The sequence below is a fragment of the Methylotuvimicrobium alcaliphilum 20Z genome, from assembly GCF_000968535.2.
Classification (GTDB): domain Bacteria; phylum Pseudomonadota; class Gammaproteobacteria; order Methylococcales; family Methylomonadaceae; genus Methylotuvimicrobium; species Methylotuvimicrobium alcaliphilum.
Genome location: NC_016112.1, coordinates 1,811,403 through 1,826,112, shown reverse-complemented (window position 1 = coordinate 1,826,112; position 14,710 = coordinate 1,811,403). Strand labels below are relative to the sequence as shown.

Genomic DNA, 14,710 nt, shown 5'->3' with positions numbered 1-14,710 from the left:
TATGAAAGCCTACGAATATCGGCACATCGTTAGTTTTGAAGAAACCAACTTGGTCGGCAATGTCTATTTCGCCAACCATATACGTTGGCAAGGCCGAGTACGTGAAATATTTCTACGCGATTATGCACCCGACGTGATCGATGCGCTTGGGCAAGGGTTAAGCCTAGTAACGACGCGGGTATCGTGCGAATATTTTCAGGAGTTGTTCGCATTGGACGAAGTGCTCATAAAAATGTTTGCAACTCAGATCACACAAAATCGCGTTACGATGAAATTTGATTATCTAAGAGTCCGTCAAGAAAACACTGAAGAATTGATCGCCAGCGGCGAACAACAAATCGCCTCTATGATGAAAGAGGGAACGACAATGCGCCCTACGCCACTTCCTCAATCGCTACGCTTGGCGTTATACGAATTTGAAATCTGAAAATTCAATCTTGGATTCAACTCCGAATTTATGCAACCCCGAAGCAGCGATTATAGATGCTACTCTTTAGCGATCCGCTTTTAGCTTCTGTATTCTTTCGCTGATCAATAAAGGTATAATGACCGGCCGAATATCGAATTTTTCTGAATAATCCTATGCCCATAGCGAAAATAACCCGATTTATTTTATTGCCGGTTTTATCGGCGTTTTTGATGGGCTGCGTGAGCGCTTCCCTTCAAAACCTTTCCGACTCTCTGTCCTCGGCAATTCTCGATCAGAACGACATCGAGATCGTGCGCGAAGGCTTGCCGGCTTATCTATTGATGACCGACGGATTGATCGAGCAACAACCGGAAAATACGGACCTGCTGGTTTCCGGCGCTAAGCTCTATGCATTGTATGCATCGGAATTGGTGAGGGAGACGTCCCGTGCCCGTAACCTCAGCAATAAAGCGCGCGCTTACGCCGAACGGGCTCTGTGTTTGGAACGGCCCTCCCTATGTCGGATCGACCGATTGCCTCATGACGCTTTCGCACCGGCTTTGCAAAATGCCGATCGTGCATCCTTGAATGTTCTGTACACCTACGGACTGACTTGGGCTTCGTGGCTGCAAGCTCACAGCCGCGATTGGGATGCGATTGCCGACCGACCGAAAATCGAATCGTTATTCGAAAGAATACTCGAATTGGACGAGTCCTTCGATTCCGGACGGGCGCATTTCTATCTGGGACTGCTCCGCTCGCAATTATCGCCGGCTTTGGGCGGCGATCCGGAAACCGCTAAAAGCCATTTCGAGCGCGCGATAGAACTGTCGCGCGGTAACGATCTGGCCGTCAAGGTCGCCTTGGCACGCAATTATGCTCGGATGCTGTATGATCGTGATCTCCACGACCGTTTGCTGCGCGAAGTACTGCAGGCTGACCCGAATGTGCCGGGCCTGTCCCTTTCCAATACCATGGCGCAACAAGAAGCCCAACAATTACTGGCCGAATCCGACAGCTACTTCCAAGAGTGACTTATGCATCATTTAATCGCGACTCTGTTTTTAATGTGCCTGACGGTTTTTTCGCCGCCGGCCCTATCGCAAATGCTCAAAATCGCAACAGCTTCGCCGGACGGTACGGTCTGGATGGAAAAAATGCGCGAAGCTGCCGACGAGATTAAACGGCGCACGAACGGTCGCGTTACCTTTCGGTTTTACCCGGGCGGTATCATGGGCAACGACGCCAGCGTGATGCGTAAAATCAATGTCAATCAATTACAAGGCGGCATTATTCCCGGCGGCGGTTTGAAGGACATTTACCCGGATTCGCAGGTGTATAGCTTGCCGTTGATTTTTCGCTCTTTCGACGAAGTCGATTATGTGCGCTCGCGCATGGACGATTTGATCGTCAAGGGACTCGAGCAAAACGGTTTTATCAGCTTCGGTCTGAGCGAAGGCGGTTTTGCCTATTTGATGTCGGACAAACCGGTGTCGCGGGTCGAAGACCTGAAAGGCCAAAAGATATGGATTCCCGAAGGCGATTACATCAGCCGAAGCGCTTTTCAAACCATCGGCGTATCCCCGATATCGCTGCCGTTAACCGACGTAATGACCGCACTGCAAACCGGCCTGATCAATACGGTCGCCAGCTCGCCGATGGGCGCGATTGCGCTGCAATGGCACGCCCGCGTCAAATTTGTTACCGATGAACCGTTGGCTTATTTGTACGGCACGATGATCGTTCAAGCACGGGCCTTCTCGCGATTAAGGCCGGACGATCAACGAATCGTTCGCGATGTAATCGGCGCGGTTTATAAGGAATTCAACAGTATCAATCGCCGCGATAATGCCGAAGCGCTCAGGGTTTTACGCAACCAAGGCATTCAATTCGTCGCAACCGATGAAAACGATCGAAAAAACTGGCAGGCGATGCTCGAAGACACTAAATCGAAAATGGAACGGGAAGGCATTCTCAGCCAATCGATTATCGAGACCCTAAGACGGCATTTAAACGACTTTCGCCAAGGCTCAGTCCACTAGCTCCATGTGTCGGCGTCTCACCAACGGTTTAAGGCGGCTAGAAGACGGTATTTTGGCGTTAGTACTCGCCGCGATGATTTTGCTGGCCATCGGCCAGGTCGTGCTGCGAAACGTTTGGGGCGCCGGCTTGGACTGGGCCGACCCGCTGCTGCGTATCCTAGTGCTATGGATCGCGCTGCTCGGGGCGATGGCCGCAACCCGCGATAATAACCATATCAGCATCGATGTCCTTAGCAAGTACCTGCCCCCATTTCTGAAAATACCCGCTCAACTCATCAGCCACTGGTTTACCGCTATCATTTGCGCACTACTGGCTTGGCAAGGCGCGCGATTGACGTTGATGGACTATCAAGATGCGACTACGGCATTCGCCTCGGTTCCTGTGTGGATTTGCCAACTCATTATCCCATTCGGCTTCGGCATCATGAGTCTGCGCTTTGTGTTGCATGGAATTTCGGCCTTGATGGATAGAGAGGCGCCCTGATGCTCATCGTAGTTGCGCTAATTATTCTGGCGCTATTGGGCACTCCATTGTTCGCGATTATCGCCGCCAGCGCCCTACTCGGTTTTTATCATAACGAAATCGACTTAATGGTCGTGGCGATCGAATTTTATCGATTGGCCGATATGTCGATATTGCTGGCAATTCCGCTGTTTACGTTTGCAGGTTTCTTATTAAGCGAAAGCCAAGCACCGGCAAGGCTGATGCGCCTGACACAAGCGCTGCTGGGCTGGTTGCCCGGCGGCCTGGCCATGGTTTCATTAACGGCTTGCGCATTGTTGACGGCGTTTACCGGCGCTTCGGGCGTCACAATCGTCGCATTGGGCGCCTTACTTTATCCGGCCTTGATCAAAGCCGGTTACCGTGAAAATTTCAGCCTCGGCTTGGTGACGACATCCGGCAGCTTGGGTTTACTGTTCGCCCCTTCATTACCGCTGATATTATACGGCGTTATCGCCCAGCAAATGAGCGTGGGCCGGCCGTTTACGATCGATGAGTTGTTTTTGGCCGGCGTGATGCCGGGCCTGCTGATGCTAATCATGTTGTCGGCTTGGAGTTATTGGCGTAACCGCAAAATAGGACTGACCCGATTCACCGTAAACGAAGCCTGGCAGGCTTTGCGCGAATCGCGCTGGGAACTGCCTTTGCCGTTTATCGTGCTGGGCGGCATTTACAGCGGCTATTTCGCGGTATCGGAAGCGGCCGCAGTCACGACGGTCTATGTGCTGATCGTCGAAGTCTTGATTCACCGCGAAATCAGTCTAAGCCAATTGCCTGCCGTGATGCGAAGCGCAATGGTCATGGTCGGAGGCATTCTGGTGATTTTAGGCGTTTCGCTGGCCTCGACGAACGTGATGATCGATGCCGATGTGCCGGGGCGTTTATTCGAATTCGTTCACGATCACATCTCGAGCCGATTGACCTTTCTTATCGCGCTGAACGTGTTTTTGCTGATCTTGGGCATGATGCTCGACATTTTCGCCGCGTTGGTCATCATGATTCCGTTACTGCTGCCGATCGCGGTCGGTTACGGCGTAGACCCCGTGCATTTGGGCATTATTTTTCTGGCGAATATGCAAATCGGCTATTTCACGCCGCCGGTAGGCATGAACTTGTTTATCGCCAGTTACCGGTTCCAGCGACCTCTATTACAGCTATACCAAGCCACATTGCCTTTTTTCTTCATTCTGCTGTTGGCCGTGCTGATCATCACTTATTGGCCGGCGCTCACATTAGGCTTGCCGGCTTGGCTACTCCCTTCATACTCAAAAATTAGTTAACTTTATGAAGGCATTAAATGATTTATTTTTAAAGAGCAGGTTCCATCTTAAATTAGACCATTTGACTTCCCACTTAAGGCGGGACAAAAGCACTAAGGATTAACCGTTCGCCTTGAGCCCTTCGACAGGCTCACCCGAACGGATTAACCTTAAACTGTCCCGAGTTAAGTGAGTAGCCGACCATTTTCTGTATTGACGTTGGGGTCCACTTTATTTCTTGTTATCAAACCGTCCATCAACGATGAAAATTATCTACTCAACGAACCAAGCGATATCCTTGTTTATTATTCTCTTGCTTAATTTTATTTTACTAAGCGGCTTATTGCCCCAAGTCGTTTTGGCTCAAAGCCAAACCGGCAAGCCAGTAACATCCGAATATGTCCCGGAGAATCTACGCAACAAAATCGAAGCACTGACCGCACGGGAAGGCCTCGACGAAGGCGTAAAAACCAAAACACTTAAATATTATCAATCTGCTTTAGACAATCTTGCCAATACCGGAGAGTTTAATTTTCGCAGCGAAAACTATCAAAAAGCCCTGCAACAAGCGCCCGATAGAATTAAAACCTTACAAAATGAAATCAAACAAACCCAACAAAAACTGGAGAAACAAAAGCAAGAGGACTTCAGTCACATCCCCATCGAAGAACTCGAGCAACGCCTGATTATCGAAAAAGGCAAAATTAGCAACCTCGACCAACAAATCAAAAGACTCGACGCGCTCTTAGCCGAACAAAACAATCGTCCGCAGCAGATTCGCCAAGAAACGGTTGAGGCCAAACAAGATCTCGATGCCGCCCGAAATAAGCTCGAAATCCCGCCAACATCTGCAGAATCGAAGCTGGAAATCGAAGCCCGGCAGATTCATTTAAAAACCTTGATCGAATCACGCACGGCCGAATTAAAAAAACTGGAAATCGAGGCTGCCAGCAATCCGCTTAGGACCGAAGCCATCAAATCCGAACTGCAATTGTTGGATATACAGAAGAATTTGCTCGCCCCGGTTATCGCTGCAATAGAAAACACCCTGTCCGAACGCCGCCAACAAGAAGCCAAGGAAATGCAGGAAGCCCTCGATCAAGCCGAACGGGAATTGGCCGATAAACATCCGGTCATACAAGTCGTTACCCGTGACAACATTCAATACAGCCGCGATCTTCAGACTATCACAGCCAAGATAGAACAAAGCGGCGAACAGAAAAACAAAATCGATAGCAAATCTGCCGAGATTGAAACCGATTTCAAAAGTGCCGAACGTAAAATCAGCTTAGCCGGACTCAGTCCTGCACTCGGCAAAATACTTAGAGAACAACGACGTAATTTACCGACCTCCGGGCAATTCTCATTTCAATCCCAGACCATCCAAGACGAAACCGCTCAAACCGGTCTTGCGCAATTCAAGGTTGAGGACCGACTGAAGCAATTGGCTGATATTGATCAGGAACTGCATAGCATCATGGGTTCGGAAGTCGACAGCAAGCTACCGGCCAATGAACGAATGATGATACAGGCCGAATTGCGCGTATTACTGAATAGTCAAAAAGATTTATTGAACCGATTATCGATTGCTTACACGACTTATTTGCGAAGCCTCGGCGATCTGGATTTCGCAAGACAACAAATGCTTAGTCAAGCTGAAAAATTTGCCGCTTATCTTGATGAACGTTTGTTGTGGGTACCGAGTTCAGCTCCGATCGATACCCATTACCTCATCGACTTATTCGGTTCATTTCAATGGCTGCTGTCGCCTCTAAACTGGTTAAGCTTTACAAAAGACATCGTTAAAGCCGCACTATCCAAATCGCTATTTAGCGCCTTTTCGATAATAATTCTGATCGCACTCATGACGATCAAGGCTAAAGTCAAACAGCAATTGACAGCCATTTCAAACCGAATCGGAAAAGTCTATACCGACAAATTTTCCTATACATTGATCGCGATGGGCGACATTTTCGTTTTAGCACTGCCTCTGCCCCTCCTGATTTTTTTAGTCGGCTGGTTATTGGTCGACAATCCTCATGTTGCCGACTTTAGTCAAGCAATCGGAGCAGGATTGCAAGCCGCTTCAATACCGTTATTAACGCTTTCGATTTTTTACCGACTGTTCGCACCGGAAGGCGTTGCTCAGCAACATTTTCAATGGAAGGCCAAAAATGCCGGGGTATTTCGCAAACAAATCGCTTGGGTACGATTTGTTGCCGTGCCGAGCGTGTTTCTGACCGAACTGAGCGGAAGCCCCGCTATAGCATCGCATAGCGATAATCTCGGACGACTGGCAGTCATTATCTTAATGCTTTCTTTAGCCGCGTTTTTATTCATTATCCTCAAGCCATCGAAAGGAGTGCTGCAGAATTATCTTGAAACGAATCCGAACGGATGGCTTTATCGATCGCGCTATATTTGGTATCCAGCGTCGGTCGTCATACCCCTAACCATTATCGGATTTGCAGCCGCAGGCTATTATCTAAGCGCTTTGGAATTGCAGCACAAATTGATCGTAACGCTGAGGATGATATTTATCAGTATTATTATTTATGACTTGGTGCTGCGTTGGCTAACTTTGGCTAACCGCCAACTAGCCCTGAAAAACGCACGACAAAAACGCAAGACTGCTGCCGCGCAAAGTTCGAAACCGACAACCACTGGCTCGGAAGATAATGTTGTAACCGCCGAGGAAGAACTGCTGGATATCCCTAAGATCAATGCCCAAACCAAAGCGCTACTGAATGTGTTTATCGGATTTACGCTTATTATCGGATCATGGATGATATGGCGAAATATTTTGCCGGCCTTCGCGTTTCTCGACAACATCACGTTGTGGCAACACCTCGTCATGATTGATAACCAAGAAGCCTATCAGCCTATAACCCTGACCAATTTGTTTCTAGCCGGCCTCTATGCCTTCATTGTCGGTGTTGCGATCCGCAATTTTCCGGGCGTTATGGAGTTGTTGATTTTTCGGCGCATAACGGTCGATGCCGGTTTTCGCTATGCGGTCAATCACTTGGCCAAATATTTATTGATTTCGATCGGCTTTATCGTGGTCGCGAATGAACTAGGCGGCAGTTGGTCTCAGGTGCAATGGTTAGTCGCCGCACTCAGTTTAGGCTTGGGTTTCGGTCTGCAAGAGATCTTCGCGAACATGGTTTCCGGTATTATTATTCTGTTCGAGCGGCCGATACGAGTCGGCGATACCGTGACTATCAGCGATATCAGCGGCAAAGTCAGCCGCATTCAAATGCGTGCCACAACCATCACCGATTGGGATCAAAAGGAATTGATCGTACCGAACAAAGCATTCATCACCGAAAAAATGATCAATTGGACCTTGACCGATCCGACGACACGGGTAGTGATCCCAATCGGTATAGCCTATGGTTCCGATATCGAGCTAGCCCATAAAGTCATGCTGGAAACGGTTAGATCTACACCATTGGTTTTGCAAGATCCAGAACCCAGTGTGTTGATGCTTGGCTTCGGCGATAGTTCTTTAGATTTTTCTATACGGGTTTATGTTAGCGAATTGGGTCACCGACTGCCGGTTACCCATGATATCCATTTCCGAATTAATCATGCCTTCCGTGAGCATAATATAGAAATTCCATTCCCGCAGCGCGACATACATGTCCGCTCGATCGTCGAAAGACCGACAAGCGAGCCGACTCCGATTTTTGAGCCTAATACGAACATTCCGAGCTACTGAAAGGACTTACTCTCCAGGGCAAACGCATTAAAACGCTATAGAAAATCAAATAGTTAAAATATTCCTTTTTTCCTGGTTAACTATAAGATTTAATTTATTTGAAACCTAAATAAGGCTTTGTGTCGCTATCGCGACGCTTATGTGTAGTCGGTTCGCGGACCGACAACCGCGATACTGCTACGAAACCCATTCATGGGTTTCGCCCTACGGGCCAGCTAAAGCTGTTCAAAATCGCTCCAAGCGATTTTGTCTTTGCTTGTCCAAAGAAAAGTATCCAAAAGACCAATCCGCCGGGAGCGGATTGGGACGCCAAAGGCGCACGAAGTGCGAGCGCCCGGATGGCGCGAGTCAGCAGACACCCGAAGGCCGCTGCATCCTGCGCGCTGACGGGGCCCGGGGAGGGGTGCCATAAGTTAAGCCGAATTGACTAAGCGTTCTAAGAAACAGGATAACATATTGATATGTTGATTGTTTTAATGCGTTCGCCCTGACTTGCTCTCTTTTGGTCGAAAAACCGTCTAAGATTAAAAGGTATGGGGTGCGTCTACCGAGGACCGCACTAGGCTGTCGAAACGCATGCATCAAATCACATACCTTATTAATATTCAATAACTTAAAATCATTCTGGACGCAATCGTTTGACCAAAACGACAGCTTAAGCCGCTTTTATTTTGCTCATAAAGCGACTAATCAATGACTTAGCTAAAAGAAGCACACCTGAATGGCTTATAATTGTTCACTTTACAGTGATTTTATTTCCTCAGCTTGTGGATTTAAAATTATCGCTGTATGCGGTATAAATAGGTCTTATTTTAACCCATCCCCCAAATACTATGCTTCAAATGTCAAAACTACTAAACAGCCGCGATGAATGGAAAAACAAAGCGACTGAGCGCGCAGCTGAGCTTCGTGAGCTTAGAAAAACACAAAAACGTCATTTGAAAAAAATAGCGGAACTGAAACGGAATAATTGCCAGTTAGAACAGCTTGTCGAAGCAAAAAAAACATTACCTTCGAGCATCAGTCAACCCTAGCAACCCAGGATATTGCTGTTGTACCCGCGAATACTTCAACGGTTATTGACATAACACAAGCTCAGCAAACGCGACTTTTATGCGTGCTTATCGTGCTTGATGCGGTGGTTTCTTTTCGTAGCGTTCCGCGCATTCTTGAATTATTTCATTCACAAACATCGCTTGAATTACCGTGGACGCCACATTTTACTTCGGTGATTAACTGGAGTTTGCGCGTTGGTTTAGGGTTACTGCGCCAAGTGTGCCCAACGTGCGAGCCTTGGATTGCGATTATTGATTACTCCATTGATATAGGGACTAAAAAAGCACTGGTCGTGCTCCGCGTAAAAACACAGTCTCTATGCCAACGCGGCAGCGCCATTCAATTGCAAGATTGTGAATGTATCGGTCTTAAGGTGCGTGAAACGGTTAATCATCAGACGGTTTGCCAGGACTTAGAGGACATTTTTGCTATCGCCGGCGTACCTCAAGCGATTGTTAAAGACTGCGACTACACGCTAGCAAAAGGTGTGCGACAGTGGTCGGCCAAACAAGAAAAACCGGTGCCCGTCATTGATGACATCGGTCACTGCATGGCCAGCGCGCTGAAAAGTCAATTTGAAAAAACAGCGGATTATAAAGCCTTTACTGCGGCACTGGGTCAAGGTGCGAAATGCCTGAGACAGACAGAATTTGCCTGTTTGACACCCCCTAAATTACGGACTAAAGGGCGTTTTCAAAGCATCAGTAAACTCGGTGAATGGGGGGCTAAAATGCTGGATGTCTTTGCCGTTAAAGGCGGCGCGAAGAAAGGCAGCGTGTTAGCTAAATTACGGACGGTGTTTCCGGGCTTTTTACGGATGAAACCCTTTATTGAGCGCTTCGCGTTGACGACTAAAATAGTCTCAGAGGTGATGGAAATCATTAAAAACAAAGGGCTTAACAAAGTCACCTACCAACAATGTTACCAATTATCAAAAACATTGCCGCGAAATTCTAAAGTCAAAACACACCTACAAGCTTGGTTAAAAAAGCATGTGCAGATTCAAGCAGAGCTGACCGAACTGCCGTTGTTAAGCAGTAGCGATATTATTGAAACGCTGTTTGGAAATTATAAATACATGCTTGAACGCAGTCCGCAAGCCGACATGAATCGCTCCGTGATATTGATTCCTGCTTTACGTGGCAGTTGAAAAGAAGCGGTGATTGACCAGGCATTAAATAAAGCATTTCAAGTAGATCTAGCACACTCGGAGGAGAAGAATATCCCTTATACGGTAAGAAAAAAGCGCCAAGAATTTTTTAAACATAAAAGCCAAAAATCGGGGAAAATAATAACGGACTAGATCAGTCTTTCGACAGGCTAGGACCGCACCCTAACCTCCCCGAGTGCTTTCATCATACGAAGTTGATTGCCAGGCCTTCATGAATGCTATGTACAGGGTCTTTGACGGGCGCGCCGGCGCCGATTTTTGTTACACAATGGAATAGGAAAAAGCGGATCATTCCTCGTTCCATTCCTGCAACGCAGCAATGATACTTTTGGCTTGATCTTTACTGGAAATATTGAATTTGGATTTTTGCTGATATTCGCCGTTGCGCTTTTGATAACGGCGAATCGTATATTTATCGGGGCCGTAGGCTTCCTTCTTGCGATCCCAATCTTGGTAGCGATAGATCACCGTCGCCCATGCGCCTTTACTCAATACTTTTTTATCGAGTTCCTTGACGGTTTCAATACCGCCATCTTCGTAGGTGACAGTCAATTCATCTACAGTTTCAGCCATACAATCTCCAATGAGTTAATTTTTAAAAAACATCCAACCTACATCGTCTCTTTGTCATAAAAGAGCCGGTATTTCCCTATGCCGAACGCGCAATCCCGTAAATATTACCCACTCTTTTCTAATCGGGTTTTCCATCGGGTCTAGGCGCTAATAAAATCGGCGCGTAAACAAACACAAACAGAGCAAAGGCCGCCAACCAAGCCAGTGTCGAGATATAAACAAACTGACCATACCAAGCAGGTAACAAAGCGGGAAGAATAACCCTACCGAAAGCGGATAAATTCAACAGAACAAAAGCGGTGACAATGACATTCGAAACCTTCATAACTCGCCCTGTATGCCCCAGTGACACTCTGACCATCATGCCCAAGGTCAACACACCAATTCCGCCAAGCGTAAATGCATGCAAAACCAAAGAATAGGAAATTATTGCATAAGCCGCCAAAGCGCTTAAGGCCAATCCCAGCAGGATCCATCCATAACCTATATATAATATCCACAGCAGCGGCACATACCAAACTTGTCGCACATGCCAACCGGCAATACGCACAAGATTGACTACCAAAGCGGCAATCGCACTCACAGCAAGAATGTGCCCGGATATACCAGCCATTTGCAACAAGAAAACCGAGGCGGCTGAAACAATCGACAAGACGTCTAAAAGCGGATTCCGAATCGCGATAACGCCCTTTAAACCGCGTTCGGTAAAAAACGGAAAAACACGTCCGGCAACGACAAGAATCATCACGATGATAATCGCTAGGAGCATGTTGAGTCCCAACATGGCCGTACTTTCGTAAACATCAAGCATTTCAAGGTGAACCAAGGCATTAGCCGCCGTCATCAACGCCAACAAGACTATGAAAACCAAGCTCTTGTTATGACCTGATCGCAGAATCGGCCGACTAACCGAATAAGCCAACACTGGCAAAAATGCAAAATCGGTCAACGCGATCATAAAATCCGGTAATAACTCGGCATAGAACGGTAAAATTCGGCCGTACAACCAAAGTAAACAAAGTCCGGCCAAACGATCACCGCTGGCCGTTGCCTGTCCGGTCCAATTTTTCACGGCAGTTAACAAAAAGCCGGCAATGACAGCCACCGAATAACCAGCCAGCATTTCATGCGCATGCCAGATATTTGGCGCATAATAATTTTGAACCGATAATTCGCCTTTATAGATGGCATTCCATAACAAAATCAGCAATAACGCGAATAAACCGGCCAATATAAAAAATGGCCTGAATCCCAAGCCAAAGACCGGGTAATCAAATACAGGCGTCGAGGCATTATCGTTCTTATTCATATTCCAGCCAATCCAGTTCAGCATCCGAGAAACCTGCGATTATACGCATTTCGCGATTAAACGGGCCTTTCGGTTTGCCTTTGAAGTAATGATTGATGAGTTTTTTATAGGTTTCGCTAGGAGCGAGCGATTGTTGGCGGCACTGATAATCGAACCATTTCGAACCTAATTGCACATGACCGACTTCATCATTCAAAATTCGGGTTAAAATCGCCACGCCTTCAGTATGACCCAATGCTTCAAGTTTTTCGATCATCGACGGCGTCACATCCAGACCGCGCGCTTCCAAGCAACGCGGCACAATAGCCAATCTTGCCAATAAATCCCCCTGGGTATCTTGAGCATGATCCCATAAACCGCCATGTGCCGGCAAATCGCCATAATCGCAACCGAGTGTCGCAAGATGGTCGCTTAATAACGTAAAATGTTGCGCCTCTTCATCGGCCACGTGTAGCCAATCCCGATAAAATTCGTTGGGCAAGCCGCGAAATCGGTAAATAATATCCCAGGCTAGATAAATTGCAACGAACTCGATATGCGCCAAAGCATGAAAAAAAGCTGCAAGGCCTTCTGGAGTCGTTAATTGCCGACGCGGCATTTGTTTCGGCGACAATAACCGAGGTTTATCGGGAAATTGCGTAGCTTCAATAGTCTTTGGCGTATCTACCGACTCATAGCTTAGTAAGTCGTCCTCGCAGTACCGCCAAGCCTGATGAGTGTGCAACAGTTTTTCCGGAATCGAGGCTTGGAACAAGCAGTTTTCGGCTATTCGAAATATGTTTTTCATTACCAAGGAATTCAAACGAATGACTAAATTTAGGGATTTTTCACTCTTGGCTTTGTACTGCGGCTTTATTTTTTGGCTATCGCATCAACCTTCCCTGCCGGCACCAATGTGGTTCGAACATCAAGACAAACTGTATCATGCCGGCGCCTATTTTATTCTGGCTTTTTTCACCTGGCGTTTATTAATACACTTTATTTCCAATCCTCGGCACTTGGCTGTTGTCAGCCTTATATTCTGCAGCTTATACGGAATCAGCGACGAATGGCACCAATCTTTCGTCGACGGACGTTCTTCGGATGTTCTCGATTGGCTTGCCGATACGTTAGGCGCCGCAATTGCACTATTCATTCTGTATCGATTCACATCCCGCAGTCGCTTCCGTTAAAATATTAGTTTTTTTAAAAGCAGGTTAACACGATGTCTAAAAACATACGCATTGAAAGATGGAGCGGCAAAGATTTGGAGAAATACATCCCCGACCTTGCGCGCCTTCGTATCGAAGTTTTTCATGATTTTCCCTATCTTTACGATGGCGATTATGACTATGAAAAAAAATATCTGCAAACCTATATCGATTGCCCGGAAAGCGTCATCGTACTGGCCTTCGATGGCGAAAAAATCATTGGCGCATCGACCGCGATTCCATTGAAATACGAAACCGACGAAGTCAAAAAACCTTTTATTGAAAACGGCTATAACCCGGACGAAATTTTTTATTGCGGCGAGTCGGTTTTAAATAAAAATTATCGAGGTCTTGGCATCGGCGTTAAATTTTTCGAAGAACGCGAAGCCCACGCCGATGACATTGGCGGTTTCAAACATATTTGTTTTTGTTGCGTCGAGCGGCCTGCCGACCATCCCCGCCGTCCGGCCGATTACATACCGCTCGACAAGTTCTGGAACAAACGCGGCTATTTCAAACACCCGGAACTGCAAACTACCTATACCTGGAAAGACCTGGACGATGAAACCGAAACCCCTAAGCTGATGACATTCTGGTTGAAACATGACAATTAAAATAGCGGCTGCGCAATACGATATCGGCTTTCTCGAAAACTGGGCCAATTATCAAAGCAAAATCGAACGCTGGGTTCGGGAAGCCGCCGATGAAGGCGCAAAAATTTTAGTTTTCCCGGAATATGGCAGCATGGAATTAGCTTCGCTTTTTTCGGAAGAAATATACAAATCGCTGGAAAAACAACTGGATGCCATGCAAAGCCTGCATGACGACTATGTCGACTTATATCGCTCGCTGGCACAGCAATATTCTTGCTATATTCAGGCTGGAACTTTTCCAGTCAAAATCGAAAACGGCGAGTACCGAAATCGGGCTTATTTATTTTGGCCCGATGGTCGTTACGATTTTCAGGATAAACTGCAGATGACGCGCTTCGAAAACGAGCAGTGGTTGATTAAAAGCGGTGAAGCATTAAAATGTTTCGACACCGACTACGGCAAAATTGCGATCAATGTTTGCTATGACAGCGAATTTCCGCTGCTAGCTAGAAAACAAGTCGAATCCGGCGCGAATCTGATTTTGGTGCCGAGTTGTACCGACACCGTTGCAGGTTATCATCGAGTTAGAATTGGCTGTCAGGCAAGAGCCTTGGAAAATCAATGTTTTGTCGTACAGTCACCGACAGTAGGCAACGCCCCATGGTCCGAAGCGGTCGATGTCAACGTAGGTGCGGCAGCGATTTATACGCCGGTCGATCGAGGGTTTCCAGACAACGGTATTGCAGCGATTGGCGAATTGAATGTCACGCAATGGGTCTATGCCGATATTTCATTGACCGGGATTGCAAAAGTCCGTGCAGAAGGCCAAGTCTTTAATTACAGAGATTGGCCTTTGCAAGAAAGATTCATTTAAAGCAAATC

The 14,710-nt window shown here is 47.1% G+C and carries 14 protein-coding genes; 11 read left to right on the top strand and 3 right to left on the bottom strand.

Going from position 1 to position 14,710, the window contains the following annotated elements:
- Position 1: 1 nt before the first annotated feature.
- From MEALZ_RS07815 to MEALZ_RS07780, 8 genes are all read left to right on the top strand, one after another.
- A complete protein-coding gene (locus MEALZ_RS07815) occupies positions 2–427 on the top strand; it encodes an acyl-CoA thioesterase (protein WP_014148084.1) in 426 nt (141 codons plus the stop codon).
- Between the two features lie 155 nt (positions 428–582).
- Positions 583–1,443 carry a TRAP transporter TatT component family protein gene (locus MEALZ_RS07810; RefSeq protein WP_014148083.1) on the top strand — a complete coding sequence of 287 codons (861 nt, stop codon included), beginning with the start codon at positions 583–585 and terminating at the stop codon, positions 1,441–1,443.
- Between the two features lie 3 nt (positions 1,444–1,446).
- A complete protein-coding gene (locus MEALZ_RS07805) occupies positions 1,447–2,451 on the top strand; it encodes a TRAP transporter substrate-binding protein (RefSeq protein ID WP_014148082.1) in 1,005 nt (334 codons plus the stop codon).
- Positions 2,452–2,455: 4 nt separating this feature from the next.
- The gene (locus tag MEALZ_RS07800) at positions 2,456–2,935 is read left to right on the top strand and encodes a TRAP transporter small permease (protein ID WP_014148081.1); all 480 of its coding nucleotides are present in this window, start codon (positions 2,456–2,458) and stop codon (positions 2,933–2,935) included.
- Positions 2,935–4,233 carry a TRAP transporter large permease gene (locus MEALZ_RS07795; RefSeq protein WP_014148080.1) on the top strand — a complete coding sequence of 433 codons (1,299 nt, stop codon included), beginning with the start codon at positions 2,935–2,937 and terminating at the stop codon, positions 4,231–4,233. Before MEALZ_RS07800 ends, MEALZ_RS07795 begins: the two co-directional genes overlap by 1 nt.
- A gap of 241 nt (positions 4,234–4,474) precedes the next feature.
- Positions 4,475–7,936 (top strand): mechanosensitive ion channel domain-containing protein, encoded by a 3,462-nt coding sequence (locus MEALZ_RS07790; RefSeq protein WP_014148079.1) that lies wholly within the window; start codon positions 4,475–4,477, stop codon positions 7,934–7,936.
- 842 nt (positions 7,937–8,778) lie between these two features.
- Positions 8,779–8,970, top strand: coding sequence for a hypothetical protein (locus MEALZ_RS07785; RefSeq protein WP_223842316.1), 192 nt, complete (start codon positions 8,779–8,781; stop codon positions 8,968–8,970).
- A gap of 83 nt (positions 8,971–9,053) precedes the next feature.
- On the top strand, positions 9,054–10,142 hold the full coding sequence (locus MEALZ_RS07780) for a hypothetical protein (protein WP_014148078.1): 1,089 nt from the start codon (positions 9,054–9,056) through the stop codon (positions 10,140–10,142).
- A 309-nt stretch (positions 10,143–10,451) separates the two neighbouring features.
- Here the strand turns inward: MEALZ_RS07780 and MEALZ_RS07775 are convergent, their stop codons facing one another.
- The 3 genes from MEALZ_RS07775 to MEALZ_RS07765 form a co-directional block, all read right to left on the bottom strand.
- Positions 10,452–10,736, bottom strand: coding sequence for a hypothetical protein (locus MEALZ_RS07775; RefSeq protein WP_014148076.1), 285 nt, complete (start codon positions 10,734–10,736; stop codon positions 10,452–10,454).
- Between the two features lie 118 nt (positions 10,737–10,854).
- Positions 10,855–12,069: an NnrS family protein gene (locus MEALZ_RS07770; RefSeq protein WP_014148075.1), complete on the bottom strand. Its 1,215-nt coding sequence runs from the start codon at positions 12,067–12,069 to the stop codon at positions 10,855–10,857.
- Positions 12,038–12,832 (bottom strand): ferritin-like domain-containing protein, encoded by a 795-nt coding sequence (locus MEALZ_RS07765; protein WP_014148074.1) that lies wholly within the window; start codon positions 12,830–12,832, stop codon positions 12,038–12,040. The genes MEALZ_RS07770 and MEALZ_RS07765 overlap by 32 nt, the downstream gene beginning before the upstream one ends.
- 19 nt (positions 12,833–12,851) lie before the next feature.
- Between MEALZ_RS07765 and MEALZ_RS07760 the strand changes: the two genes are divergently transcribed.
- Genes MEALZ_RS07760 through MEALZ_RS07750 form a run of 3 tightly spaced genes read left to right on the top strand, consistent with a single transcriptional unit; the run spans position 12,852 to position 14,702 of the window.
- A complete protein-coding gene (locus tag MEALZ_RS07760) occupies positions 12,852–13,217 on the top strand; it encodes a VanZ family protein (protein ID WP_014148073.1) in 366 nt (121 codons plus the stop codon).
- A gap of 32 nt (positions 13,218–13,249) precedes the next feature.
- Entirely contained in the window at positions 13,250–13,849 is a 600-nt protein-coding gene (locus tag MEALZ_RS07755) for a GNAT family N-acetyltransferase (protein WP_014148072.1), read from the top strand.
- A complete protein-coding gene (locus MEALZ_RS07750) occupies positions 13,839–14,702 on the top strand; it encodes a carbon-nitrogen hydrolase family protein (protein ID WP_014148071.1) in 864 nt (287 codons plus the stop codon). The genes MEALZ_RS07755 and MEALZ_RS07750 overlap by 11 nt, the downstream gene beginning before the upstream one ends.
- Positions 14,703–14,710 lie beyond the last annotated feature (8 nt).

Coding starts and splice junctions, on each gene's coding strand:
- MEALZ_RS07815 (WP_014148084.1), top strand. CDS start 2: ATGAAAGCCTACGAATATCGGCACATCGTTAGTTTTGAAGAAACCAAC.
- MEALZ_RS07810 (WP_014148083.1), top strand. CDS start 583: ATGCCCATAGCGAAAATAACCCGATTTATTTTATTGCCGGTTTTATCG.
- MEALZ_RS07805 (WP_014148082.1), top strand. CDS start 1,447: ATGCATCATTTAATCGCGACTCTGTTTTTAATGTGCCTGACGGTTTTT.
- MEALZ_RS07800 (WP_014148081.1), top strand. CDS start 2,456: ATGTGTCGGCGTCTCACCAACGGTTTAAGGCGGCTAGAAGACGGTATT.
- MEALZ_RS07795 (WP_014148080.1), top strand. CDS start 2,935: ATGCTCATCGTAGTTGCGCTAATTATTCTGGCGCTATTGGGCACTCCA.
- MEALZ_RS07790 (WP_014148079.1), top strand. CDS start 4,475: ATGAAAATTATCTACTCAACGAACCAAGCGATATCCTTGTTTATTATT.
- MEALZ_RS07785 (WP_223842316.1), top strand. CDS start 8,779: ATGTCAAAACTACTAAACAGCCGCGATGAATGGAAAAACAAAGCGACT.
- MEALZ_RS07775 (WP_014148076.1), bottom strand. CDS start 10,736: ATGGCTGAAACTGTAGATGAATTGACTGTCACCTACGAAGATGGCGGT.
- MEALZ_RS07770 (WP_014148075.1), bottom strand. CDS start 12,069: ATGCTGAACTGGATTGGCTGGAATATGAATAAGAACGATAATGCCTCG.
- MEALZ_RS07765 (WP_014148074.1), bottom strand. CDS start 12,832: ATGAAAAACATATTTCGAATAGCCGAAAACTGCTTGTTCCAAGCCTCG.
- MEALZ_RS07760 (WP_014148073.1), top strand. CDS start 12,852: ATGACTAAATTTAGGGATTTTTCACTCTTGGCTTTGTACTGCGGCTTT.
- MEALZ_RS07755 (WP_014148072.1), top strand. CDS start 13,250: ATGTCTAAAAACATACGCATTGAAAGATGGAGCGGCAAAGATTTGGAG.
- MEALZ_RS07750 (WP_014148071.1), top strand. CDS start 13,839: ATGACAATTAAAATAGCGGCTGCGCAATACGATATCGGCTTTCTCGAA.